Here is a 22624-nt window from a genome sequence, read left to right on the forward strand (position 1 = left end):
GTTCTATGCCTCCACTTCCCTGCTGCGGGTGGCGCGCAGCTGGAACATTGCGATGACAACCACGACGACAACGAAAATCACTGCCTTCGCTTGGCCGACGCCCTCGGCACCGACGCGGTTGAACATGGTGTTGACGATGTTGAGGGCGACCATCTCGGTCTGCTGCCCCGGTGCGCCGTTGGTCAGCGCGAGGTTCTGGTCGAACAGCTTGAAGGTGTTCGACAGGGTGAGGAACAGGCAGATGGTGATCGACGGCATCATCATCGGGATGGTGACGTGCCGCAGCATCTCCCACTTGCTCACGCCGTCCAGCTCGGCGGCCTCGAGAAGCTCCGGCGGGACGTTCTGCAGGCCGGCGATGTAGATGATCATCATGTAGCCGATCAGCTGCCAGTTCATCAGGATGATCAGGCCGGCGTAGCCGAACTTCCAGTCAGCGGCGATGGTGGTTTCGTAGTGGGCCAGCACCGCGTTGATCATGGACTGCCAGGTGTAGCCGAGCACGATGCCGCCGATCAGGTTCGGCATGAAGAACACCGTGCGGAAGAAGTTCGTGCCCTTGAGTTTGCGCGTGAGCGTCCACGCGATGGCAAAGGCGATCACGTTGACGGTGATGATCGAGACGACCGCCACGGCCAGTGTGAAGCCGAAGGCGGAAACGAATCCCTCACGCTCTTGGAAGACGCGCCCGTAGTTTTCCAGGCCGACCCAGGTGGCGTCGGTGATCGTGGTGAACTTGGTAAAGGACAGGAAGAAGCCGATGATGAACGGCACCAAAAAGGCGATGGCAAAGGCCGCCAGCGTCGGCAGGACGAAGATGGGGAAATACTTTTTCAGTGTTGCTTGCATGGTGTGCTCCTCTGCCTAGTCCAGCAAGGCGATCTGGTTGGCCATCTCGTACTCCCAGTCTTCCTTGAGCTTGGCCACCACGTCGTCCCAGGTGATGTTGCCGATGGCGTACTGGGCGAGGTTCTGGCCGTAGAGGTCACGGAACTGCTGGTTGGGGCTGAATTGGAAGTCCCAGGGGATGGATTCGGTCTCGGTGTCGGACAGCGCGGCCTGCACCTGGCGAGCCAGCGGGTCGTCCGGCACATCCTCGGGGCTGTAGTTGGTAAACGGCGCGATGAAGGAAAGCTCGTCGACAACCAGCTCCTTGCCGCGCTCGGAGAGGAACAACCAGGTGAGGAAGTCGCGGGTGGCCTGCTGGTCTTCCTCGCTGGCCTTGTTGTTCACCGCGAAGTAGTTCTCGGTGCCGATGTTCAGCCCGACCTCTTCCTCGTTGGGCAGGCCCATGTACATGGGCATGAACTTGATCTTGTCTTCCTTGATCACGTTCGAGGCATCCTCGGCAATCTGCCCCCAGGCCCAGTTGCCGTTTTGCACCATCGCCGCCTTGCCGGTGGCGAACTCCGCCATGGAATCGCTCGTGGCGCGGGAGGCGGCCAGCGCCGGCTTGGTCGTGGAGTTTTCCAAATACAGGTCGAACAGCTGCTTGTAGTTGTCGCCGTAGGAGAAATCGATGGTGGGCATGTCCTGGAACTCGTTGATGCCGCGGTCCTCGATTTCGTAGTGGTAGGCCCCGTTCATCAGGTGGTTGGTCCAGCGCCACTCTTCGCCGGCGATGAGGCTGGTCACGGCAAACGCGCCGTCGATACCCAGCTCCTCCTTCTTCGCCTGCATATCCTCGGCAACCGCCTTGAGCGCGCCGAAGTTGTTCACCTCGTCCATGGAGGCCACGGCCGGGTTGGGCAGTGCGAAGTAGCGATCGAAGATCTCCTCGTTGTAGAGGATGCCAAAGCCTTCCATGGCAAAGGGGAAGCCGCGCACGGTGCCGTCCTTGGCAGTGATCGGCTGCGCGTCGTCGTTGAGCGCCTCGACGACCTCGTACTCGGAGATGTCGGCGAGGTAGTCCTTCCAGATGCCGTAGCCCTCCTGGCCGTTGATCTGGAACAGGGTGGGCGCGTTGCTCTTGGCCATCTCGGCCTTTAGCGTCTGCATGTAGGAGCCGGAGGCGGCCGTGACCACCTTGACGGGGATACCGGTCTCGGCCGTGTATTCCTCCGCAATCGTCTCGAATGCCTGCGCCTGCTCAGGCTTGAAGTTCAGGTAATACACGCTGGGCCCATTGTCCGTGCCGCAGGCAACCATGCTTATCGACGCAAGCATCACCGTCGCCACACTCGCCACCACACGCCGAGCCTTGCTGACTCTCGTACTCATCGGCGGTCCTTCGTATTGGATTTTACGTACTCTTCCAGCGTACGACCGTTGAACGGGGTCAACAATATGGTTAATATATAACAGTTATACGGTGGTATTAGCTGGTATTACCTATCTGGTCCGGGGTGACGTCGGGGGTAGTCGGTACACCATCGCCTCGTCGCGGTGTCCCGGCAGTACCCGCTGGAAGTACGACGCGGCGGCCTCCATCAGCGGCACGAAGCGCTGCTCGTTCTGGCTGAGGAACCACCGGTGGTCGAGGATTTCGTGGAAGATCTGCGCCGGCTCCAGCTTCTCCCGCAGCGTCTCGGGGATCAGCGCCACGACCGGCTCGTACTCGCGCACCATCCACCGGTGCGCCACTGCCTCCAGCGGCAGCTTGCCGCCGTAGCGCACCGCCCGGTAGACCTCCATCTCCCCCAACAGCCGCTGCGCCTGGCCGTCTTGGACATCCAGTCCCGTCAGCCGCAGCAGCTTCTTCTGGTAGAAGCCGGTGGAAAACACGGCGGGCTCGATGATGATGCGGTAGCGGTTACCGTCGTTTTCAATCTCCAACTCGCCCACATCGAAGCCGAGCGCGTTGATCGCCTCGACCCGCTTGGCCACGGCATCGAACGCATCCCCCTCCACCACCAGCTCACCGGTGACCAGGTCCCACAGTTCGAGGTAGACGGCCTCGATGGCGTTGCCGAGCGCGATGACGTCGGCGTCCTCGTCGATGGCGCCGGCGGCCTGGAGGTCCATGAGTTCGCCGATGATGTTGACGCGGGCCACGTCGACGTCGTAAAGCCTGCGGCCCTGTGACAGCGGCTCATGGAATTCGCCGGTCTCCGCATCGACCAGGTAGGCGGAGAACTGGTCCGCATCGCGGCGAAACAGCGTGTTGGACAGCGACACATCGCCCCAGTAGAAGCCGAGCAGGTGCAGGCGCACGAGCAGCACGGCCAGGGCGCGCACCAGCTTGGACACGATCTCCGCCGCCGGGTCGCGCGAAAAGACGTCGCGGTACGGCAGCGAAAAGCGCAGGTGCTCGGTGACAAGGCAGGGGGTCAGCTCCTGACCGTCCTCGCCCCGGCGGTGCGTGATCACCGCCACCGGCACCACGCACGGCACGCCCAGCTCCTGCAGTCGGCGCAGGTTGCGGTATTCGTGGTAGGCCACCCGCTCCCCGATCTCCTTGACCGCGAAAACGAGCCCATCCGCCTCAATCAGGCGCACGGTGTGGCGCGAGATGCCGCGCGGTAGCGCCGCCAAAAGGTCCGTGCTCCACTCCTCGAGCGGAGTGGACCACGGCATCTTCAGCAGCGTGGGCGCGTACGTGGGAGAAACAACGCTGAGTCTTTCCAGCACGCCTGACGCTCCTACAGGCGCTCGCCCGTCGCCTTCGAGAAGGCGTGCAGGCCGCCCTCGGCAATCTGGGCGTGGACCACGTCACCCTTGTGCACGCCCGACAGCGGCGCGGTGCGCACCACGATCTGCCCGGAGGTCTCCTCCTGCAAGCCCTCTTCCTTCCAGCCGCCGCCGGCGAGGTGGCCGTAAAGGTAGGAGTCGGAGCCCAGCTCCTCGACAAAGTCGATCTCCACTGGGATCGAGTGCTCGGCGTTGCCGTCGACAAGCGTGAGCGCCTCCGGACGGAAACCGAGGATGACCTGGCCATTATCGGCATCAGTCAGGTGCGCGCGCACGTCCTGCGGCAGCGGAATCGACGCCTGGCCCAGACGCGCCACGCCAGCGTCATCCACATCGAAGGTGGACAGGTTCATCGCCGGCGAGCCAATGAAGCCGGCGACGAAGACGTTGTTCGGGCGGTCGTAGAGCTCGCGCGGCGTACCCACCTGCTGCAGCACGCCGAAGTTCAGCACCGCGATCCGGTCTCCCATGGTCAGAGCCTCGGTCTGGTCGTGGGTGACGTACAGCGTGGTCACCTTCATGCGGCGCTGCAGGTTGGCAATCTGCGTACGGGTCTGCACGCGCAGCTTCGCGTCCAGGTTGGACAGCGGCTCGTCCATGAGGAACACCTGCGGCTCACGCACGATCGCGCGACCCATCGCCACGCGCTGGCGCTGACCACCGGAAAGCGCCTTCGGCTTGCGGTCCAGGTACTCGGTCAGGTCCAGCGTCTTTGCCGCCTCTTCCACGCGGCGGTCGATCTCCGCCTTGTCCTGGCCTGCGATCTTCAGCGCAAAACCCATGTTCTCGCGCACGGTCATGTGCGGGTAGAGCGCGTAGTTCTGGAACACCATGGCGATGTCGCGTTCCTTCGGGCTGACATTGGTCACGTCGCGGTCGCCGATGAGGATGCGCCCCTCATTCGTGTCCTCCAGGCCCGCGAGCATGCGCAGCGCCGTCGACTTACCCGAGCCCGACGGGCCCACCAGCACCAGGAACTCGCCGTCAGCGATCTCCAGGTTCAGCTTGTCCACGCTCGGCTTTTCCGCGCCGGGGTAGATGCGGGTTGCATTGTCATAGGTCACAGTTGCCATGTTGTCCTCCATCGGCAGGTACGTGCCGAACGATCCGTAGTGGGGAAAAGGGTCGCTCCCCACGTTACCCCCGCCGCGGGTGCGGGTGGGCATCTTCGGCGCGCGCGGGTGTGGGAGGCGGGGGATGGGAGGCGGAGGATGGTAACCCCAGGATGGTAATCATCCCAGGGCATCGTTTGTTGCGTTTATGCCGACCTGGGCTCATTACCATCTGCTGGTTACCACCCTGCCGCTCGCTTTTCGACGCCCACTCCCACCCCTCCCCCGCTATCCTTGGCCCCATGGCTTCGACTCCCGACGGAACACGCGAAAGCACCGGTACCCGCCAGCCCGCGAAGGGCTCGGCCGCAAAGGACTGGGCGGCGGTAATCGGCGCGTCCGCGCTGCTGGCAGTCGGTGGCGGTGCGGCCGGCTACAGCCTGGCCGATGTCCCGGACGCAGACCAGTTCGCGGTGTCCACGCAGGCGAATGCCGCGCAGCTGATGGTCTCGGACCCGCAGGACATCCTCAGCGCCGAGGACGAGCAGCGCATGCAGCGCGACGCGGAGCGCCTCCCCCGCCCGGATACGGTGCAGACCATCCACTACATCTTCCTGGCCGAAGGCCGCGAGAACGTCAACGACTCGGCGGAGAACTTCCTGCGCGATAACTACCCGGAGCAGATTGGCAACGACAAGTTCGCAGACGGCGTACTCATCCTCGGTGCCGACATGCAGTCGCGCAACAACTTCGTCTTCGCCGGCGAGGACGTCGCTGACCAGCTGAAAATCCGCAAGGGCCAGCGCCTCAGCGACGTGCTGGAGGAGATGAAGCCGGGGCTGCGCGACAACAACCTGCCCGCGGCCGTCTTCGCCGGGGCGAACCTGGCCATGGACACGGATGCGGTCCAGCAGTGGGGCGCTAGCGACGCCGAGGGCTCGCGCATCGGCCTCGCTATCGCGGGTGGCGGGATCCCGTCTGGCGCGGCCCTGATCGGCGGCAGTATCGCGGCGACCAGGCGAGACAAGCGCCGCAAGAAGATCAACCAGGCCCGCGCAGACCACGCCCTCCTGGCCAGCGAGTACACGGGTTTGAGCCAGCGCCTTGACGAGCTGGACGTGCGCGCCAACTCAGTGTCCTCGGCCTTTGCCAATGCGGAGATGCGCCAGCAGTGGTCGGAGGTGCGCGACCGCTTCCTGCGCCTGCACGACGTCACCCAGCGCAACAGCGTGGCCACCGACCAGCAGGCGTACGAGAGCGCGGACAACCTGCGCGACGCGGCGCAGACCTTCGAAGACACCAGCCACGCCGAGGACAACATCAACCGGCTTTTCGCGGTGGAACAGGGCGACGCTGCTGCGCGCCGCAACCTGCTCACCGATATCCGCGAGGACATCGTCCGCGCCCGCTACGAGGTCAAGGACGCCCAGCTCACGCAGGGGTTGGCGCAGCTGCAGGAGCGGGTGGACTGGCTGGATACGCACCCGGATTCGCCGGACTTTTTGGACGCCTTCGTCCGCGTGCTCGGCGATTACCGCGTCCTGCTGGATAGCGTCAAGCGCCGCGAGTTCAGCGACGTCCAGGAGCACAACGAGCTGCACACCCCGCGCCTGACCGACCCGGGCTACGTCTACTCCGGCTACGTGCCTTACGTGGCGCTGGCCTCCTGGCACACCTCCAACGTGGAGGCGGAGCAGGCGGCGCAGTCCTCGTCGAGCTCGGGCGTGAACTCTTCGTTTAGCAGCGGCTTCTCCGGCGCGGGCGGGTCGAGCTCCTTCTAGGGGTACCGCGCCACTACCCCACATCGGTGCGACGATGTGACGACTGCAACACCCGTGCTTTAGACTCCCCGTGTCCCACACAACGCAAGTTTCACGGAGGCAGCCCTTGCCCACAAGCGCACGCGAATTCAATATGGAACACCTCACGGAGGCAGATAAGCGGCAGATCGCCGAGCACAGCTCCGGCACCGCCCCCGACGGCGGCACCCTGTCTTGGGCGATCACACTGTTCGGTACTGCCGTCGGGGCGGGCATCCTCTTTTTGCCTATCGACGCCGGCAGCTTCGGTTTCTTCCCGCTCCTTGTAATTACACTGCTTATCGCCCCGATGGTGTTTTTCTCGCACCGCACCTACGCGCGCATCGTCGCCGCGTCGCCGAAGAAGGGGCTGGACGTGCTGCAGGTGGTCACGGCGCTGGCGGGGCGCAACCGCGGACTGATGACGGGCCTGATGTACTGGTTGTCCATTTACCCGATCGTGCTGATCTACGGCGTGAGCGTGACCAACACCATGGACAGTTTCGTGGTCAACCAACTCCACGGTCCGCATGTGCCGCGCTGGCTGATGGCCACGGTGTGTGTGGGCGTGCTCACGGGCGCGTACGCGTTGGGGAAGAAGGCGACGCTCGCCTTTGCCAACGCGCTGGTCTATCCGCTCATCATTGCGCTGGCCGCAGTGTCGTTCTACCTCATCCCCCAGTGGGATGTGGCCAGCTTCCGTTCCTACGAGTCGGGTACTCCGTTCTGGAAGGCGATGCTGCTGATTTTGCCGGTGTTCGTGTTCTCCTTCAACCACATGCCGGCAGTGTCCCAGTTTGCGCTCGACGTGCAAAAGCGTGAGGGCGGCGATGTCGCGGCGGCGGAGCGGACTGTGTCGAAGATTGAGGCGATCACCGTCGGCCTGCTCGTGGTGTTCACCATGTTCTTTGTGTGGTCGTGCACGCTTGCGCTTGGTGCTGACGGTATGGAGGCGGCGCGCGAGCAGAACATCCCCGTGCTGTCGTATCTGGCTAACGAGACCCAGACCCCGTTTTTGGCCGTCCTCTCCCCGCTCGTCGCCCTGTGCGCGATCGCCTCGTCGTACTTCGGCCACGTCATGGGCGCCGAGGAGGGAACGACCTACCTCGTGCGCGCCGTCGCGCCGGGGTTTGCCGAGCGCCTGGACCCGAAGAAGCTGCGCTGGGGCATTTACGTTTTCGTCTTCGTCACCACCGTGGCCGCCGGCATTCTCAACCCTTCCATCCTGGACTTGATCTCGGTGGTCGGCGGCATCTTCATCACGTTTTTGGTCTACATCGTGCCGATGCTGCTTTTCCGCTACGCCAAGGATTACCGCCGCTTTGCCAACACACCGGAGACCTGGGGTGTGTTCATCCTGGGCATCGTCATCATGGGCGTGGCTATCTGGCAGATGTTCGCCTAAGGCAGGAACCCGTGGCTCCCGTGGCTACAGGGTGACCACGACGCGTCCACTGTGCTGGCCATCGAGCAGCTGGCGCCCAGCCTCCACGACGCCATCCAAACCGACTTCCTCGGTGCGGATGGCGTTGGTGTCTAAGGACTCGTCGAGGAGCTGCCACGCTTCGTCGCGAAGCGTATTGGGCGTATCCACAGAGTTGATACCAACCAGCTGCACACCGCGCAGGATAAATGGCAGGACGCTCGCGGGCAGGTCGTTGCCGGCCGCCATGCCGCACGCGGTGGCCACGCCGCCCCACCGCAGCTGCGTGAGCGCGTTGGCCAGCACGGTCGAGCCGACGGTGTCCACCACGCCGCCCAGGCGCGCCTTCTGCAGCGGCTTGCCCGGCTCGGAAAATTCGGCGCGGTCGAGTACCTCGCTCGCCCCGAGCTCGCGCAGCCAAGGGCCATGCTTATCGACGCGACCCGTCACCGCCCACACCTCATGCCCGCGCGCGGCGAGCAGCTGGACCGCGATCGAGCCGACGCCGCCGGTCGCGCCGGTGACCAGGACGGGGCCCTCCGCGGTGTCTCCGTAGAGCGCGCGCTCGAAGCCGGCCACCGACAGCGCCGCGGTGTAGCCGGCGGTGCCGATGGCGGCGGCCTCGTGGGCGTTGAAGCGTTCGGGTACGCGGGTGATGTCGGCGGCGTCGATGCGCATCTCGGGGGTGTAGCCGCCGTGGCGGCGCTCGCCGATGCCGCGGCCGTTGACGGTGACGAGCGTGCCGTCGGCAAGCGTGCCGACCGCATCGATGCCGGGCACCGTGGGCAGGTGCCGCAGGATGCCGCGGTTGCCATCGAGCGCCATGGCGTCCTTGTAGTTGAGCGAGGAGTGGCTGAGGGTGATCAGCGTGTCGCCCTCGCCCGCGAACTCGCTGCGAGTGCCGACGATCTCTGGGCCTTGCTCGGTAACAATCAACGTGCGATTCATGGGCGCCAGTATAGGGATGTCGCGTGGCGGCGGGGCGGCGGAAAATCGTTGCAGGAGTATGCCGAGCGTGGAGTTCTGCTCAGAACGAATGAACGCGCGGAGTCGCTCCTACTCACCTGCGCTGAGTGCGTCCAAACGGAGCTAGCTCCATTTAGACCGACCCCGCCCGCAAAACCCCAGGTCGCGTCCCACCGCAAGCCCCAAATGGAGCTAGCTCCATGTAGACCAACACCGCCCAGAAAACCCCACGAGGGGGAACGCCCCGCTGCCCCCTCCGCACGCCTAGACCATTGATTTTCTTAGGCGAGTGTAAGAAAACATCAAGCCGTGTTAATGTGTGGCGCACCACAAAGAAAGGCGGGTATTGATGTCTACCTCACACACCGGCAGCTCTGTCGGGCGCGACGGGAAACTCCCGGAGCAGTACAGCGACGAGCACCTCGAGCTCGGCCGTGCCGAATTCAACACCGAGCACCTCTCGGACGCGGACATGGAGCAGATCAAGGAGCAGCGCGCTGGGGACAAGCCGGATGGCTCGTTCATCTCCTGGGTGATCGCGCTGTTCGGCACCGGCGTCGGTGCGGGCATTCTCTTTTTGCCCATCAACGCTGGCAGCTTCGGCTTTTGGCCGCTGGTGCTGGCCACGCTGATCATCGGCCCGATGGTGTTCTTCTCGCACCGCGCCTACGCGCGGATCGTGGCGGCGTCGCCGGAGAAGGGCCTTGACGTCCTCCAGGTGGTCACCGCCCTGACTGGTCGCAAGCGCGGCCTGGCTACCGCGCTGATGTATTGGTTGGGCATCTACCCGGTGGTGTTGATCTACGCGATCTCGATTACCAACACGATGGACAGCTTCATCGTCAACCAGTTGGGCGGGCCCGAGATCAACCGTTGGCTGCTGGCCACCATCTGTGTCACGCTGCTGACTGGCGCGTACGCGATGGGCATGAAGATCACGCTCTGGTTGGCCAATGTGCTGGTCTACCCGTTGATTGTGGCGCTGGCGGCGGTGTCGATCTACCTGATCCCCAAGTGGGACCTGGCAAGCTTCCGCAGCTACGAGTCGGAGACGCCCCTCTGGCAGGCCACCATTTTGATCATGCCGGTGCTGGTCTTCTCCTTTAGCCACATCGCTGCCCTGTCCCAGCTCGCCCTGGACATGCAGAAGCGGCACGCCGGCGACGTGGCGGCAACGGAGAGGGCGGTCTCGCGCATCGAGCTGGCCGCCGCGGCGATGCTCGTGCTCTTCACTATGTTCTTCGTCTGGTCCTGCGCGCTCGCGCTGGGTGCCGACGGCATGGATGCGGCCCGCGAGCAGAATATCCCGGTGCTGTCGTACCTGGCCAACGAGACGCATACGCCCTTCCTTGCGTGGGTGAGCCCGGTCATCGCCATCTGCGCGATTATCACCTCCTACTTCGGTCACCTGCTGGGCACTGAGGAGGGCACCAGCTACCTCGTGCGCGTCGCCGCGCCGCGCACTGCGTCCAAGCTCAACCCTCGCGCTACTCGACGCCTCGTGCTCTCCTTCGTCTTCGTCACCGCCATTCTCGCCGCGGTTGCCAACCCCTCGATCCTGGATATGATCTCCGTGGTCGGCGGCGTCTTCATGGCGTTCCTGCTGTTCATCCTGCCGGCCCTTTTGGCGTTGAAGGCCACCGCCTTTAGGCACTACGCGTTCCGCCCCGACACCATCTTCGTGTTCGTGGTCGGCGTGCTGGCCGTTGGCGTGTCGATCATCGACTTGTTCTAGGCCGCCACTCCCCCGTGCCACTACCCCCGCAGCACCCCGCGGCGTGTGAGATATACCACGTTTCGTGGTGCTGCACTCATCCGCATGGCACCCGTTTTATGAAGCCACCCGGGCACGCGCCGGGTTTCTCCGTGCTTATTCGCGGCCATAAACAACTCTTGACCACCTCGAAGGCAAGTGTTCAACATTTCCGCCGGTCATCGCGGTCGACTGTCGAATAGGCATCATGCAAGCTGATGAAAATTATGCGGGGAAAATAATTTTACGCATCTCGCTATGTAAACCGGCGTTGCTTTTGTAAGCTAAGCCAGGAGATTATCGAGGCAGAGCCCGGCGTCTAGAACACGAGACGCCGGGCTTTTCCTTTGCCATACTTTTCTTCATGTCGAGCAGACAGTACACGCTGGATACCTCCGGCCCTCGCTGGCGCTTCCGAGAAACCGAGGCCAGCAAGCTGCGCAACGAGCGCGAACAGGAAGCACGCGAGTACCGCAGGCAGTTCCGCTCGCCCCGCGCGCGCCGCATCCTGCTCGCAATCGCCGCGCTTCTCGCCCTCCTGCCCGCGCTCATCATCTGGAGCCTCTGGCACGTCCCCACAGAGGAGGAGGCCCGCGTAGCAACCGTCTCGCAGGCTCCCGCCACCTTCGTAGACGACCCGGCGGACCTGCTCACCCCCGCGCAGGAGCAGGACCTGCTGCGCGGCGCGGAGGCGTTGCCGCACCCGTCGACAGTCACGCGGCTGCGCTTCATCGTCTTCGATGACTCCCTCGACAATGTCAACGACTCGGTCGAGAACTTCATGCGCGACACCTACCCGGCCGAGATCGGCCCGGACCACTTTGCCGATGGCACACTGCTCGTCGGCGCTGCCATGGAGACGCGCCACCAGTTCATCTTCGCCGGCGAGGACGTCGCCGACCAGCTCGCGCTGCGCAGCGGCTCGCACCTCGACGCCTCGCTCGAGGCCATGACCGAAGGCTTACGCGCCAACGACATTCCGCGCGGGCTTCTCGACGGCACCCGCTACGCCACCGACCCCGAGCGCGTCTACGACTACAAGTTCACCGACGCCCGCCTGCTGCGCGCGCTGGTGCCGCTGCCCGTCGGCGGGGGCGTCTTCGCGCTAGCGCTGGTTATAGGTTCGGTGCCGGTGCGTCGCGTCGAGAAGCGCAAACAGCGCATCGCGGAGGCCCGCCGCGACAAGGACCTGCTCACGCGCGAGCACGCCGCGCTTGCGCTGCGTCTCGACGAAATCGATAAGCGGGCGCGGAGCGTGGATTCGCGCTTCGTCGACGGCGAGCTGCGCGCGCAGTGGCAGCAGGTCAGCGACCGTTTCCTCGAGCTCGATGACGCGGTGCGGGATCTGCCCGTCGCGCTCGATAGTGACGCCCTGGCCAACGCCACCGCGCTTGCCGACGCCGCGCAGACCCTCGAAGACGCCCAGCGCGCCGAGGAACACATCGACGCGCTCTACCGCATGGAACGCGGCGACGTGGCGGTGCGCCAAGCCCGCCTCGCCGAGCTTCACGACGACGCCACCCACGCCCGCGACGCCGCCGCCAAAGCCGGCGACGAGGTACTCGCAGAAGGGCTCGACAGGATCGGCAATCGCTTCCACGCGCTCGCGGCCAACCCCGAGGACGCGAGCTTCATGGACACCTTCGTCCGCGTGCTCGGCGATTACCGCACCAGCATGGAGGTGCTGCAGGCCCGTCACTTCGCCGCGCGCAAAGGCGTCGACGACTACGAGGCACCGCGCCTGTGGGAGCCGGATTTCCGCTACCCCGGCTACGTCAGCTACCACGAGCTGTCTCTCTGGGACGCCACCAGCAACAGCCCCAGCTCGGGCAGCGGAACGAACTCGGGTTTCAGCTCCGGGTTCTCGGGCTCCGGCGGCTCCAGTTCCTTCTAAAGTCCCGACAAATAGGTGCGAACCCTCTCGCCGCTCGCGCTCTAAATGGGGGGGGTGGTGAGCGCTCCGCCGGCCTCGGGGGGGGTGGGCCGTGGGCGAGAAGGTTCGCAGAAAGAAGTATGACACGCTTTAAAGATGTTGTCTACCCCAGCGCAAAAACAATTTTTCTCAAACCGCAAACCGCAAGGTCAAAGCCCATAAATTTCTCGCAAAACCTGGGCCATTTCGCGTTGGCCGGCGCGCCAACGCCCCCTGTCGTACGATCGCCGTAACCATCCCCGCAAGCCCAAAGGACCCCGACCCATGCCGCAGGACACCACCGCTTCGCAGCTCACCCCCGAGAAGGCCAACGATGTGAGCAACCGCTCGGCGTACAGCTTCCAGGGCGCGAAGTTCCCGCTGCCGGAGGGCTTCAAGGTCGCGCGCAACGACCTGCCGGATTGGCGCCTCGCCCACTTCGCGGTGATCCTCCCCGTCTTCCCGGACGCCCTGGCCAGCCTGGACACAAGCGAGTGGGCCCCGGGCCGTTTCCGCGGGATCAAGTCGATCGAGGTCCCGGTGTGGGACGCGGAAGCCGATGCTTATCGACGCGCCTCCGAAGCTCCCGAGGACTGCCTCGACCACGCCACGTACCACTACTCCCCTCGCGTCTTCCTCAAGGGCGCGGAAGGCCACTTCCGGACCCCGCTGAATGAGTCCGTGGGCGCACGGGCCGTCGACGCGATCGACGGCAGCTCGCTGTTTTCCTCCTCGCACACGCGCCACAACGTCAGCGTGCGCGTCAAGCGTCTGCTCTTCCGCCCTGACATCACGCCGGAGAACAACAAGCAGCCTCCCGCAGATCCACGGCAGACTGTCCGCGACTGTGCACAGTTCGTCCTCGTGGACGACCCGGAGGTGCTCGAGGCGGTAGAGCACAACGTGCGGGACCTCGACCACTTCAAGGGTCGTGCGCTGCACAACCCGCACGCGCGCGTCTCATTGGCGTGCGTGGAGCACCTCCAGTACACGGGTCCGACGCTGCGCAGCATCGACCCAGAGACCCCAGACCAACAAGACCATCCAGACAACCCAGACCGCACCACGTTCCAGAACGACTTCCTGGTCTTCCACGTCGTCGCGGAGCACTGCTCGAGTCAGGCGCTCGAGGCGATCTCGAAGTCGCTGCACCGCAACCGGAACAAGCTCCCGCTCCTTAGCGAGCAGAACACAAACCACATCACCGAGCTCCGCAAAGTCAGCCTCTTGCGCTGGCTGCTGAAACAGTTCGACGAAACCGTCGGCGGCACCGGCCTGTCGGTCGCGGCGAGCGGCGGCCTGGCGTGGGCGCAGGAGAAGGGCGGGCCCACCGCCGGCCGGCCGTATACGGCGATCACCGCGATCCCCGCGCGCGAGCGCCTCGAGCTGCCGCGCCGCATGCAGCAGCCTGGTGCAGACGACCTCGGCCCGTGGACTGTACACGACGCGTGGGCGTGGTTCTTGGCCACCCGCGCGGACGTCTTCCAACCCGAGCTCACGGCGCTTGACCAGCACTCACTCGAGGCATCCCGGGTCCAGCTATTTCGCGACTGGACCGTCCACTCCGACGAAAACGGCGTGGCCGTCGTGCGCCGCGCGCCGATCGAAAATGCCAACAACTACTTCTGGATGCACACCGGCACCCGCCTCGTGGACCTGGCCATCCTCGTCCGCCGCGCGGACAAGTACTTAGCCCAGATGGCGAAGCAGTTGCGCGCAATGACCTTCGGCTCCACGGAGGTCGACCAGCTGCGGCTGAAGGACGAGTGGAGCGACGAGGATATCCAGCGGGCGTCGACAACCTTGCGCCGCAGTCTGCGCAACTTCGAGGCGCTGCAGACCGAGCTCGTCGTGTTCCGCGACCACCTCTGGTACGAGTCCGTCAGCGGCCGGCCCGTGGATACGGCGGTGCTGCGCCACATGCTGCGCGCCACCGGCACCCGCGACGATTTTGACGAGATCGTCTCTGAGCTGGAGCTTCGCAAGGACATCTACGCCACCCAGGCTGACTCAATCCAGGTCGCGCTCGACACGGTGCGCCGCCAGAAGGCGCAGGAGAAGGAGGAGCGCGAGAAGGAGCAGGAGCGGCAGGAGCGCCGCCGCGCGGAGGAGGATCAGGAGCGCCGCGAGGCTCTGAACATCAACATTGCGATCGCTGGTCTCGCGCTCGCGGTGCCGGGACTGATCGACCTGTGGCCGCGCGCCGAGGACAGCCACACCGAGTTCGTCATCTCCCTCGTACTCGTACTGGTGATCGGCGCGGTGCTCTTCTTCCGACTCCGCAGCCAGGGCGTCATCGGTCGCAAGGACTAGGGGCTTTTCGCTTATCGACGCCGCGTTGTCCCCGCCGCGCCAAACCATAACTCAAAATATAAACCAAAATATAAACCAAAATCGCAATCAAAACCCGCAGGTAGAAGGCCTGTCGCGCGCCGTGAATACGATTCTGAGTGCGATTCTTCAAAATATAAACCAAAAGCGTAATCAAAATCGCAATCAAATTCGCACTCAGACCCGCCACGCATTCCAGCGTGCACCCGCACACAGCCAACTACCATGTTCGGCATGACCACCGCCGACGCCACAGACGCCAAAGACGCCGCAACGTCCACCGAAGACGCCATCTACGCCCCCGGGCTTACGGTGCGCGTCCGCGACGAGCTGTGGCTGATCACCAAGGTCACCCAGTCGGTGGACGGCTACCTGCTTACGGTGCGCGGCCTGTCGGATTTCGTGCGCGATTCCACCGCGAGCTTCTACACCGCGATCGACGCAATCGAGGTGGTGGACCCGGCGAAGGTGCGCGTCGTCGCCGATGACTCCCCCGGCTACCGCACCTCGCGCCTGTGGTTGGAGACTACGCTGCGCCAAACCCCGGTGCCGCTGTACCAGGACGAGCTGTCGGTGGCGGAAGACATGCTCATGGATCCGCTGGACTACCAGCTCACGGCGGTGAAGAAGGCGCTGTCGCAGGACAACCTGCGCCCACGCGTGCTCATCGCCGACGCGGTGGGCCTGGGCAAGACGCTGGAGATCGGCATGATCCTCGCGGAACTCATCCGGCGCGGCCGCGGCGAGCGAATCCTGGTGGTCACCCCAAAGCACATCATGGAGCAGTTCCAGCAGGAGATGTGGACCCGCTTCGCCATCCCGCTGGTGCGCCTGGACTCCGCTGGTATCCAGCGGATCAAGCAGAAGCTGCCGGGCAGCCGCAACCCCTTCTCCTACTTCTCTCGCGTGATTGTCTCCCTGGACACACTGAAGGCAGAGAAGCATCTGATCAACCTCAGACAGGTCCGCTGGGATGTCGTCGTCATGGATGAGATCCACAACGCCACCAACGCGGGCACCAAAAACAACGATCTCGCCAAGGCACTCGCCCCCACCACCGAGTCACTCCTGCTCGCCTCGGCGACCCCGCACAACGGCAACCCGGAATCCTTCAAGGAGATCCTTCGCCTGCTCGACCCCACCGCGGTGCTGCCAAACGGCGAGATCGACAAGGACGCGATCGACCGCCTGCTCATCCGCCGCCACCGCCACAGCAAAGAAGTCGCCAGCGTGGTCGGCCCGAAATGGGCGGAGCGCGCGGAGCCGAAGAACATCCCGGTGGAGGCCTCGCCGGAGGAAAACGCGGTCGCCCGCGAGCTCGAGACCACCTGGGTCCACCCGGAGGGTAAAAGCCCGATCCCTGAGGCGCTGAACAAGAAGGGCCAGACCTATACGGACCGCCTCTTCCCGTGGACGCTGGTGAAATCCTTCCTCTCCTCGCCCGCCGCCCTCAATGAGACGATCACCACCCGGCTCAAGTCCGTCGCCGCGGACGACACTACCCAGCGCGAGGCCCTCGAGCGCCTCCAGGCGCTCAACGCCAAGGTCACCACTCAAAACTCCAACAAGTACGCCGCCCTGGTCAACTACTTGCAGGAGATCGGCGTGGGCAAGGGCAAGCACACCCGCGCGGTCGTCTTCTCCGAGCGCGTGGCCACGCTCCACTGGCTCAAGGAGCACTTGGCCAAGGACCTCAAACTAGGCAAGGGCGCGGTCGAAGTCATGCACGGCGGCCTGTCGGACCAGGAGCAGATGCATCTAGTCGACGCCTTCAAGCGCACCGACTCCCCACTGCGCGTGCTTATCACCGGCGATGTCGCCTCCGAGGGCGTGAACCTGCACACCTTGTGCCACGACCTCATCCACTTCGACATCCCGTGGTCGCTTATCCGCATCCAGCAGCGCAACGGCCGCGTCGACCGCTACGGGCAAACCAACCCGCCACAAATCACCGCCCTCCTCCTCGACACACAAGGCTCAGGTATCGGGGAGTTGCGCGTGTTGCGCCGCCTCATCGAGCGTGAGCACGAGGCGCATGCAGTGCTTGGCGACGCCGCCCCGCTCATGGGCAAGCACACCATCCGCGGCGAAGAAGACGAGATCCGCAAGGTGCTCCGCGGGGAAGCCGGCTTCGACGACATCGTCAAGGCCCCTGAGGAGGTCCTGGAGGACAACTCCAATGACATCAGCGCCCTGTTGGCCCGCGCCGCCCGCATCGCCGCAAGCACAGCCGCGGCACAAGAAGCCCAAGAAGCCCAAGACACCCCAGGCACACAAACAACCGGCGCGACCAGCCTCTACCCCTCCGAGCTGGCGTACCTCACCGACGCGCTCAACGCCGCCTTCCACAACCAGCCGGAAAAGCCGGTGACCAACGGTGGCGTCGCTTTCGCCGAGCACCCCAACGGCGTGGCCGAGCTCGCGCCCCCGGAGGACCTGCGCCGCCGCCTGGACGTGCTCCCGCAGGACTACCTCGCCGCGCGCCGGGTGCGCGAGAGCTTCCAGCTTGCCACCACGCACGAGCTTGCCGACGACCTCCTGCGCCGCGCCCGCACGGGCGACGAAGGCTCCACCTGGCCGCGCGCACACTTCTTAGGTCCGCTCCACCCGGTTACGGACTGGGCCGCAGACCGCGCCCTGGCCTCCCTTTCCGGCGGGCAGATCCCCGCCATCCGCGCCGCCGAAGGCACGCTCGATTTCCCCACCGTCTTGCTCATGGGCACGCTGACCAACAAGCGCGGCCAGGTGATCTCGCGCGCGTTTGTCACCGTGGCAAACGGGATCATCCCGCAGACCATCATCAACCCGGTCGACTGGCTGCACAGCGTGGGGCTCACCGCCGATGCGATCAACACCGGCGACCTCGAACTACCGGAGAACACCCAGCAGCTCATCGCGGACTCAGTCGAGATCACCCGCGGCCAACTCACCCCGATGCTGCAGGCGGCCCGCGAGCAGGCCCAGCAGCGCATCGAGTACTGGATGCAGCGCGCCGAAAACTGGGAGGAATCCAGGGACCTCAACCAAACTGCCCTGAGCTCCCGCACCGTGCGCCGCTCCCAGGACCTGCTGCGCCAAGAGAAGGCGCTGATCGCCTCGCTTGCCCCGGACCGGGAGCTCATCCGTCCACTTGTTCTCGTCCTGCCCAACACCCACTAAGGAGATCCACCAATGGCGTCGTATGACTCACTCATCAACGTTGATGAATGGATCAGTGAGCACTTCTTCACCACCGACGAGACGAAGGGCGAGTCCTTCACCAAGTCCGTCAAAGCACGCGTGAAGGAGTGGAAGGACCTGGAAAAAGAGACGGGCAGCCTCTCACCCGCCGAGCGCTTCAAGAAAGCCCGGGGCGAGCTCCAAAACGCCTACGCCACTGCGGACCAGGAGGCAGCCCTGCAGATCCTGCGTCGCGCCCTCGGCTACGGCACACCAACCCAGCGCACCTACGAGCGCGCCACCCGCACCGTCGCCTACTCCGGTTGGGCCGGCGCCGACGACACCCTGCTCGTGCTCGAGGCAGAGCCCATCGATGACTTGGAGGACATCACCACCACCCCGGTGGCCGGCGGCATCACCCAAAAAGACCGCGAGCCGGAAGCCTTCCCGGTAGCCAAGCTGGTCGGCGAGCTCTTCCTTACCGACGATGCCCCGGAGTTCATCGTCATCCTCGCCGGCCCCTGGGCCGTGCTGGCCAACCGCGAGACCTGGGCACTCGGCCGCTACCTGGGTGTGAACGTCCAACTGGTAGTAGAGCGCAACGAGGCCAAACAGGGCGGCGAGATGCAACGCGCCGCCGTCATCCTCGCCCGCGAAAACGTCGAACGCGCCGCCGACGGCACCATCTGGTGGTCCGAGGTACTCGAGTCGGCCCGCAACCACGCGGTGAAAGTCTCCGAGGACCTTCGCGACGCCGTACGCGAGTCCATTGAAATCATCGGCAACGACGTACTCCAACGCCGCAAAGAACAAGGCCTCCCCCTCGAAGAGGTCGACGGCAATGAACTGGCCCGCCAATCCCTGCGCTACCTCTACCGCATCCTCTTCCTGCTGTTCGCCGAGGCCTCGCCGGAGCTGCAGATCCTGCCCACCGACGCCGCCGAATACGCCGACGGCTACGGGCTCGGCCGCCTGCGCGACTACGCCCTGACTCCCCCACTGACCGAGCAGGCCCGCCGCGGCACCCACCTGTATGACTCGCTGCAGATCCTCTTCGACCAGGTCAACCACGGCCACCACCCGGAGCAGACGGAAAACGCGGACGAGGACGCCCAGAACGAGGGCCTGACCTTCCGCAACTTGGAGGCCGACCTGTTCAAGTCCGCGGCCACTTCGCTCCTCAGCGGCACCAAACTCTCCAACCACGCCCTCACCGAGGTCCTCCAGCGCCTCCTGCTGTCCAAGGAGAAGGCCGGCCGCGACCGCGGCTTCATTTCCTATGCCACCCTCGGCGTGACCGAGCTCGGCCAGGTCTACGAGGGCCTCATGTCCTACCACGGCTTCATCGCCCAGGAAGACCTCTACGAGGTCGCTCCAGGCGGCAACGCCTCCAAGGGCTCCTGGGTCCTCCCCGTCGGCCGCGCCAACACGGTCCCGCAGGACAGCTTCGTCATGGAGATGCGCGAACAGCCGGAGGGCGGCTACGCCCCGGCCCGCCGTGAGCACAAGCGCGGCTCCTTCGTCTTCCGCCAGTCCAGCCGCGACCGCGAGCGCTCCGCTTCCTTCTATACCCCGGAGGTGCTCACCCAGTTCACCGTCGGCCAGGCCCTCGAGGTCCTCGAAGAGGAGAGCCGCATCCAAACGGCCGAAGACATCCTGGATCTGACCATCTGCGAGCCCGCCATGGGCTCCGGCGCCTTCGCCGTGGAAGCCGTGCGCCAGCTCGCGGAGCGCTACCTCAAACTGCGCGAGGCCGAACTCGGCGAGCAGGTCCCAACCGAGCACCGCACCCGCGAGCTGCAGAAGATCAAGGCCCACATCGCCCTGCACCAGGTCTACGGCGTGGACTTGAATCCCACCGCGGTGGAGCTCGCGGAGATCTCGCTGTGGCTCGACACCATGACCGGCGAGCTCACCGCCCCCTGGTTCGGCCTCCACCTGCGCCGCGGCAACTCGCTCATCGGTGCCCTGCGCGCCACCTACGACCCCTCCCAGCTGAAGAAGAAGGCTTGGCTGAAGGCCGTGCCGCGCCGGGAGTCCGTGGCTCACCTCGCGCAGGCTATCGACGCCGGCCACCGCGACCCCCACGCCGCAGGCCGCATCCACCACTTCCTGCTGCCTTCCCAGACCTGGGGTGCCGCCCACGCGGCGAAGGATTTGAAGAAGCTCGCCGGCCAGGAGCAAAAGGTGCTCGCCGCTTGGCGACGCAGCGTGCTCACCACCCCCACCAACCCCCAAAAGAAGCAACTGACCCGCCTTGCCGCCCGCGTAGAGACGCTGTGGGCCTTCGCTCTGACCCGCATGAACATCGCGGAGCAGCAGATCCGCCGCGACATCCCCCTGTGGGGCCGCGAGCACACGCCCACCTCGCGCAACGTTACTCGCGCTGAAATCGAGCGCGACCTTTTGAACAATGAGCAGGGTGCTTATCGACGATTGCGTCTCGCCCTAGATGCGTGGAACGCACTGACCTTCTGGCCACTCACCGAGATCCAGATCGGCGATGACGGCGAAGTCCACACCGCACTGCCTTCTTTCGACGAGTACATCGAAACCCTGGAGGACCTCCTCGGTATCGAAGCCCAAGCTCGCGACGAGGCACAGACCGTCATCGCCAACGCGGAAACCTGGGAAGAGCTGAACCACCACGAGGACATGAACCTGGGCCTGTCCGGTGCCAAGTCGCTGGACAAGGTCCTGGAGCTTCACCCCTGGCTGCACACCGTGCGCCAGGTTGCCAATGAGCAGGGCTTCCTCCACTGGGACCTGGACTTCGCCGCCGTCTTTGCCCGCGGCGGCTTCGACCTACAGGTGGGCAACCCGCCGTGGGTACGGCCGCGTGGTGACATGGATGGCCTGTACTCCGAGGTGGACCCCTGGTTCTCTCTTGCGCACAAGCCAACACAGGCGGAGAAGCGGGAGCGCCGCGAGCAGTGGAACGACGACGACCGCGCCCGCGAGATCGCGTTCAGCGGAACGGGTGACACAGTTTCGACCGCCGCCGTGCTTGGCGACGTTGCCATGTACCCGCACCTGGCCAACCAACAGCCGGATCTGTACCGAGCCTTCATGGAGCGTACGTGGGCCAACATGAGCAGCAACGGCGTTGTGTCTCTAATCCACCCGGAATCACACTTCACGGAGAAGAAGGCCGCACCGCTTCGCCACGGTGCGTACTTCCGACTGCGTCGTCACTGGCATTTTGTCAATGAGCTTGTCCTCTTCGACATCGACCATCACAATGCCTATGGAGTTCACACTTATGGATCACTCCAAGAGGAACCTTCGTTCGCGCACGCTGCGTCGCTTTATCACCCGCAGACTGTCGAAGAATCCTTGAGCCATGATGGTTCCGGCCCTCTTCCAGGCCTCAAAGACGACAACGACAACTGGGATCTGCGCCCCCACCGTGACCGTATTCAACGTGTCGACATGACGGCGCTCAAAACGTGGCATTCCATCTTGGAGGACGACGACGTTTCGATTGCCGACACTCGCATGGTCTACACCGTCAACACCGAAGCCGCCGCAGTCCTGGCAAAGCTCGCTGATAAACCGCGTATTGGTTCCGTTGGCCTTCACTTCTCTCGGGGCTGGGATGAATCTATCGACAAGAAGAAGGGATACTTCGACACAGGGTGGGAGCATCCCGATTCTTGGGATGATGTGATTCTCCAAGGTCCGCACCTTGGCGTCTCGACGCCGATGATCAAGCAGCCGAATCCGACCCTGAAAAACAACCTTGACTGGTCCGAGGTGGACCTCGAAGCGATGCCTGCGGACTTCATCCCGGCGACTGCTTATCAACCTGACCGACGAACTAAGCCTACGTACGACGTTGACTATTCGGCGCACCAAATCGATGGAGAGTGGATCCGAGACCGGGATAACTTCCGCTTTGCGTGGAGGAAAATGGCAGCTACGACTGGTTTTAGGACGTTGATTGCTTCTTTGATTCCTCGCGGTACTGCGCTTTCCGGCGCGGCAATGAGTGGTTTCGCGGCAAGCCCAGAAGACACTGTTTTAGCTGGGGTCATCGCGTCATCGTTCCTGTCGGACTACATCGTCCGAAGTACAGGTGTGGCTAACATTTACGCGCAAACGATTGAGTCCTTGCCGATGCCCTCCTTTTCGGAAAGCCATCAAGAACGCGTGCAGAAGCTATATCTGCAGTTGAACTGTCTCACCGACGTCTACGCTCCCCTCTGGGAGGAAATCACTGGAGAAGAATGGACCGCTGATACACCGTTGCGGAACGCGTGGGACCGGCAAGCTGCACAAAACGAAATTGATGCGATCGTGGCGTACTCCCTTGACATCACTGCTGACGAGCTCTGCATGATCTATCGCACGCAATTCCCAGTAATGCGCCGATACGACGAAGAAGACCGTTTTGACGCGAACGGTCGTCTCGTTCCGAAGGAAATCCTCAAAGCCGAGGCGAAGTTGAAGGACAGGCAGGGGCTTTCGGAAGCGGATCGCACGTGGGTCCACCCGCAGTCTGAGGTCACCTATGTGTTTGAGTACCCGTTCCGGAAGCTAGACCGGGTGGAGCGGCTGCAGAAAGCCTATTCGCGCTTGAAATGAATGAGGAGTGGA

Annotated in this window: 12 protein-coding genes; 7 read left to right on the forward strand and 5 right to left on the reverse strand. The window is 64.3% G+C overall.

Translation table 11 applies throughout. The annotated features are described in order from the left end of the window. Window positions 1–3: 3 nt before the first annotated feature. From M3G14_RS02765 to M3G14_RS02780, 4 genes are all read right to left on the reverse strand, one after another. Entirely contained in the window at window positions 4–849 is an 846-nt protein-coding gene (locus M3G14_RS02765; RefSeq protein ID WP_259924471.1) for a carbohydrate ABC transporter permease, read from the reverse strand. Window positions 850–864: 15 nt separating this feature from the next. Beyond that, entirely contained in the window at window positions 865–2220 is a 1356-nt protein-coding gene (locus M3G14_RS02770; RefSeq protein WP_259924472.1) for an ABC transporter substrate-binding protein, read from the reverse strand. A 111-nt stretch (window positions 2221–2331) separates the two neighbouring features. Further along, window positions 2332–3570, reverse strand: coding sequence for a DUF4032 domain-containing protein (locus M3G14_RS02775; RefSeq protein ID WP_259924473.1), 1239 nt, complete (start codon window positions 3568–3570; stop codon window positions 2332–2334). A gap of 11 nt (window positions 3571–3581) precedes the next feature. Continuing rightward, the gene (locus tag M3G14_RS02780) at window positions 3582–4703 is read right to left on the reverse strand and encodes an ABC transporter ATP-binding protein (RefSeq protein WP_259924474.1); all 1122 of its coding nucleotides are present in this window, start codon (window positions 4701–4703) and stop codon (window positions 3582–3584) included. Between the two features lie 281 nt (window positions 4704–4984). Between M3G14_RS02780 and M3G14_RS02785 the strand changes: the two genes are divergently transcribed. Continuing rightward, the gene (locus tag M3G14_RS02785) at window positions 4985–6463 is read left to right on the forward strand and encodes a DUF5129 domain-containing protein (RefSeq protein ID WP_259924475.1); all 1479 of its coding nucleotides are present in this window, start codon (window positions 4985–4987) and stop codon (window positions 6461–6463) included. A 133-nt stretch (window positions 6464–6596) separates the two neighbouring features. After that, window positions 6597–7886, forward strand: a complete 1290-nt coding sequence (locus M3G14_RS02790; RefSeq protein ID WP_259924476.1) for an amino acid permease — start codon at window positions 6597–6599, stop codon at window positions 7884–7886. A gap of 24 nt (window positions 7887–7910) precedes the next feature. Here the strand turns inward: M3G14_RS02790 and M3G14_RS02795 are convergent, their stop codons facing one another. Then, complete coding sequence (locus M3G14_RS02795; RefSeq protein WP_259924477.1) at window positions 7911–8852, reverse strand: acryloyl-CoA reductase; 942 nt, start codon at window positions 8850–8852, stop codon at window positions 7911–7913. A 367-nt stretch (window positions 8853–9219) separates the two neighbouring features. Between M3G14_RS02795 and M3G14_RS02800 the strand changes: the two genes are divergently transcribed. The 5 genes from M3G14_RS02800 to M3G14_RS02820 all read left to right on the forward strand — a co-directional run bounded on the left by M3G14_RS02800 (window position 9220) and on the right by M3G14_RS02820 (window position 22612). Then, window positions 9220–10605, forward strand: coding sequence for an amino acid permease (locus tag M3G14_RS02800; protein ID WP_259924478.1), 1386 nt, complete (start codon window positions 9220–9222; stop codon window positions 10603–10605). Between the two features lie 382 nt (window positions 10606–10987). Then, window positions 10988–12517, forward strand: coding sequence for a DUF5129 domain-containing protein (locus tag M3G14_RS02805; protein WP_259924479.1), 1530 nt, complete (start codon window positions 10988–10990; stop codon window positions 12515–12517). 303 nt (window positions 12518–12820) lie between these two features. After that, window positions 12821–14848: a hypothetical protein gene (locus tag M3G14_RS02810; RefSeq protein WP_259924480.1), complete on the forward strand. Its 2028-nt coding sequence runs from the start codon at window positions 12821–12823 to the stop codon at window positions 14846–14848. 252 nt (window positions 14849–15100) lie between these two features. Next, window positions 15101–18025 (forward strand): DEAD/DEAH box helicase, encoded by a 2925-nt coding sequence (locus tag M3G14_RS02815; protein ID WP_259924481.1) that lies wholly within the window; start codon window positions 15101–15103, stop codon window positions 18023–18025. Window positions 18026–18037: 12 nt separating this feature from the next. Further along, complete coding sequence (locus M3G14_RS02820; protein ID WP_259924482.1) at window positions 18038–22612, forward strand: Eco57I restriction-modification methylase domain-containing protein; 4575 nt, start codon at window positions 18038–18040, stop codon at window positions 22610–22612. Window positions 22613–22624 lie beyond the last annotated feature (12 nt).

The organism is Corynebacterium sp. p3-SID1056, from assembly GCF_025152525.1.
Lineage (GTDB): Bacteria > Actinomycetota > Actinomycetes > Mycobacteriales > Mycobacteriaceae > Corynebacterium.

What these genes read in the sequence shown, in the direction of transcription:
- M3G14_RS02820 (WP_259924482.1), top strand. Translation starts at nt 18,038, where the DNA reads ATGGCGTCGTATGACTCACTCATCAACGTTGATGAATGGATCAGTGAG.
- M3G14_RS02800 (WP_259924478.1), top strand. Translation starts at nt 9,220, where the DNA reads ATGTCTACCTCACACACCGGCAGCTCTGTCGGGCGCGACGGGAAACTC.
- M3G14_RS02790 (WP_259924476.1), top strand. Translation starts at nt 6,597, where the DNA reads ATGGAACACCTCACGGAGGCAGATAAGCGGCAGATCGCCGAGCACAGC.
- M3G14_RS02770 (WP_259924472.1), bottom strand. Translation starts at nt 2,220, where the DNA reads ATGAGTACGAGAGTCAGCAAGGCTCGGCGTGTGGTGGCGAGTGTGGCG.
- M3G14_RS02785 (WP_259924475.1), top strand. Translation starts at nt 4,985, where the DNA reads ATGGCTTCGACTCCCGACGGAACACGCGAAAGCACCGGTACCCGCCAG.
- M3G14_RS02815 (WP_259924481.1), top strand. Translation starts at nt 15,101, where the DNA reads ATGACCACCGCCGACGCCACAGACGCCAAAGACGCCGCAACGTCCACC.
- M3G14_RS02810 (WP_259924480.1), top strand. Translation starts at nt 12,821, where the DNA reads ATGCCGCAGGACACCACCGCTTCGCAGCTCACCCCCGAGAAGGCCAAC.
- M3G14_RS02795 (WP_259924477.1), bottom strand. Translation starts at nt 8,852, where the DNA reads ATGAATCGCACGTTGATTGTTACCGAGCAAGGCCCAGAGATCGTCGGC.
- M3G14_RS02765 (WP_259924471.1), bottom strand. Translation starts at nt 849, where the DNA reads ATGCAAGCAACACTGAAAAAGTATTTCCCCATCTTCGTCCTGCCGACG.
- M3G14_RS02780 (WP_259924474.1), bottom strand. Translation starts at nt 4,703, where the DNA reads ATGGCAACTGTGACCTATGACAATGCAACCCGCATCTACCCCGGCGCG.
- M3G14_RS02805 (WP_259924479.1), top strand. Translation starts at nt 10,988, where the DNA reads ATGTCGAGCAGACAGTACACGCTGGATACCTCCGGCCCTCGCTGGCGC.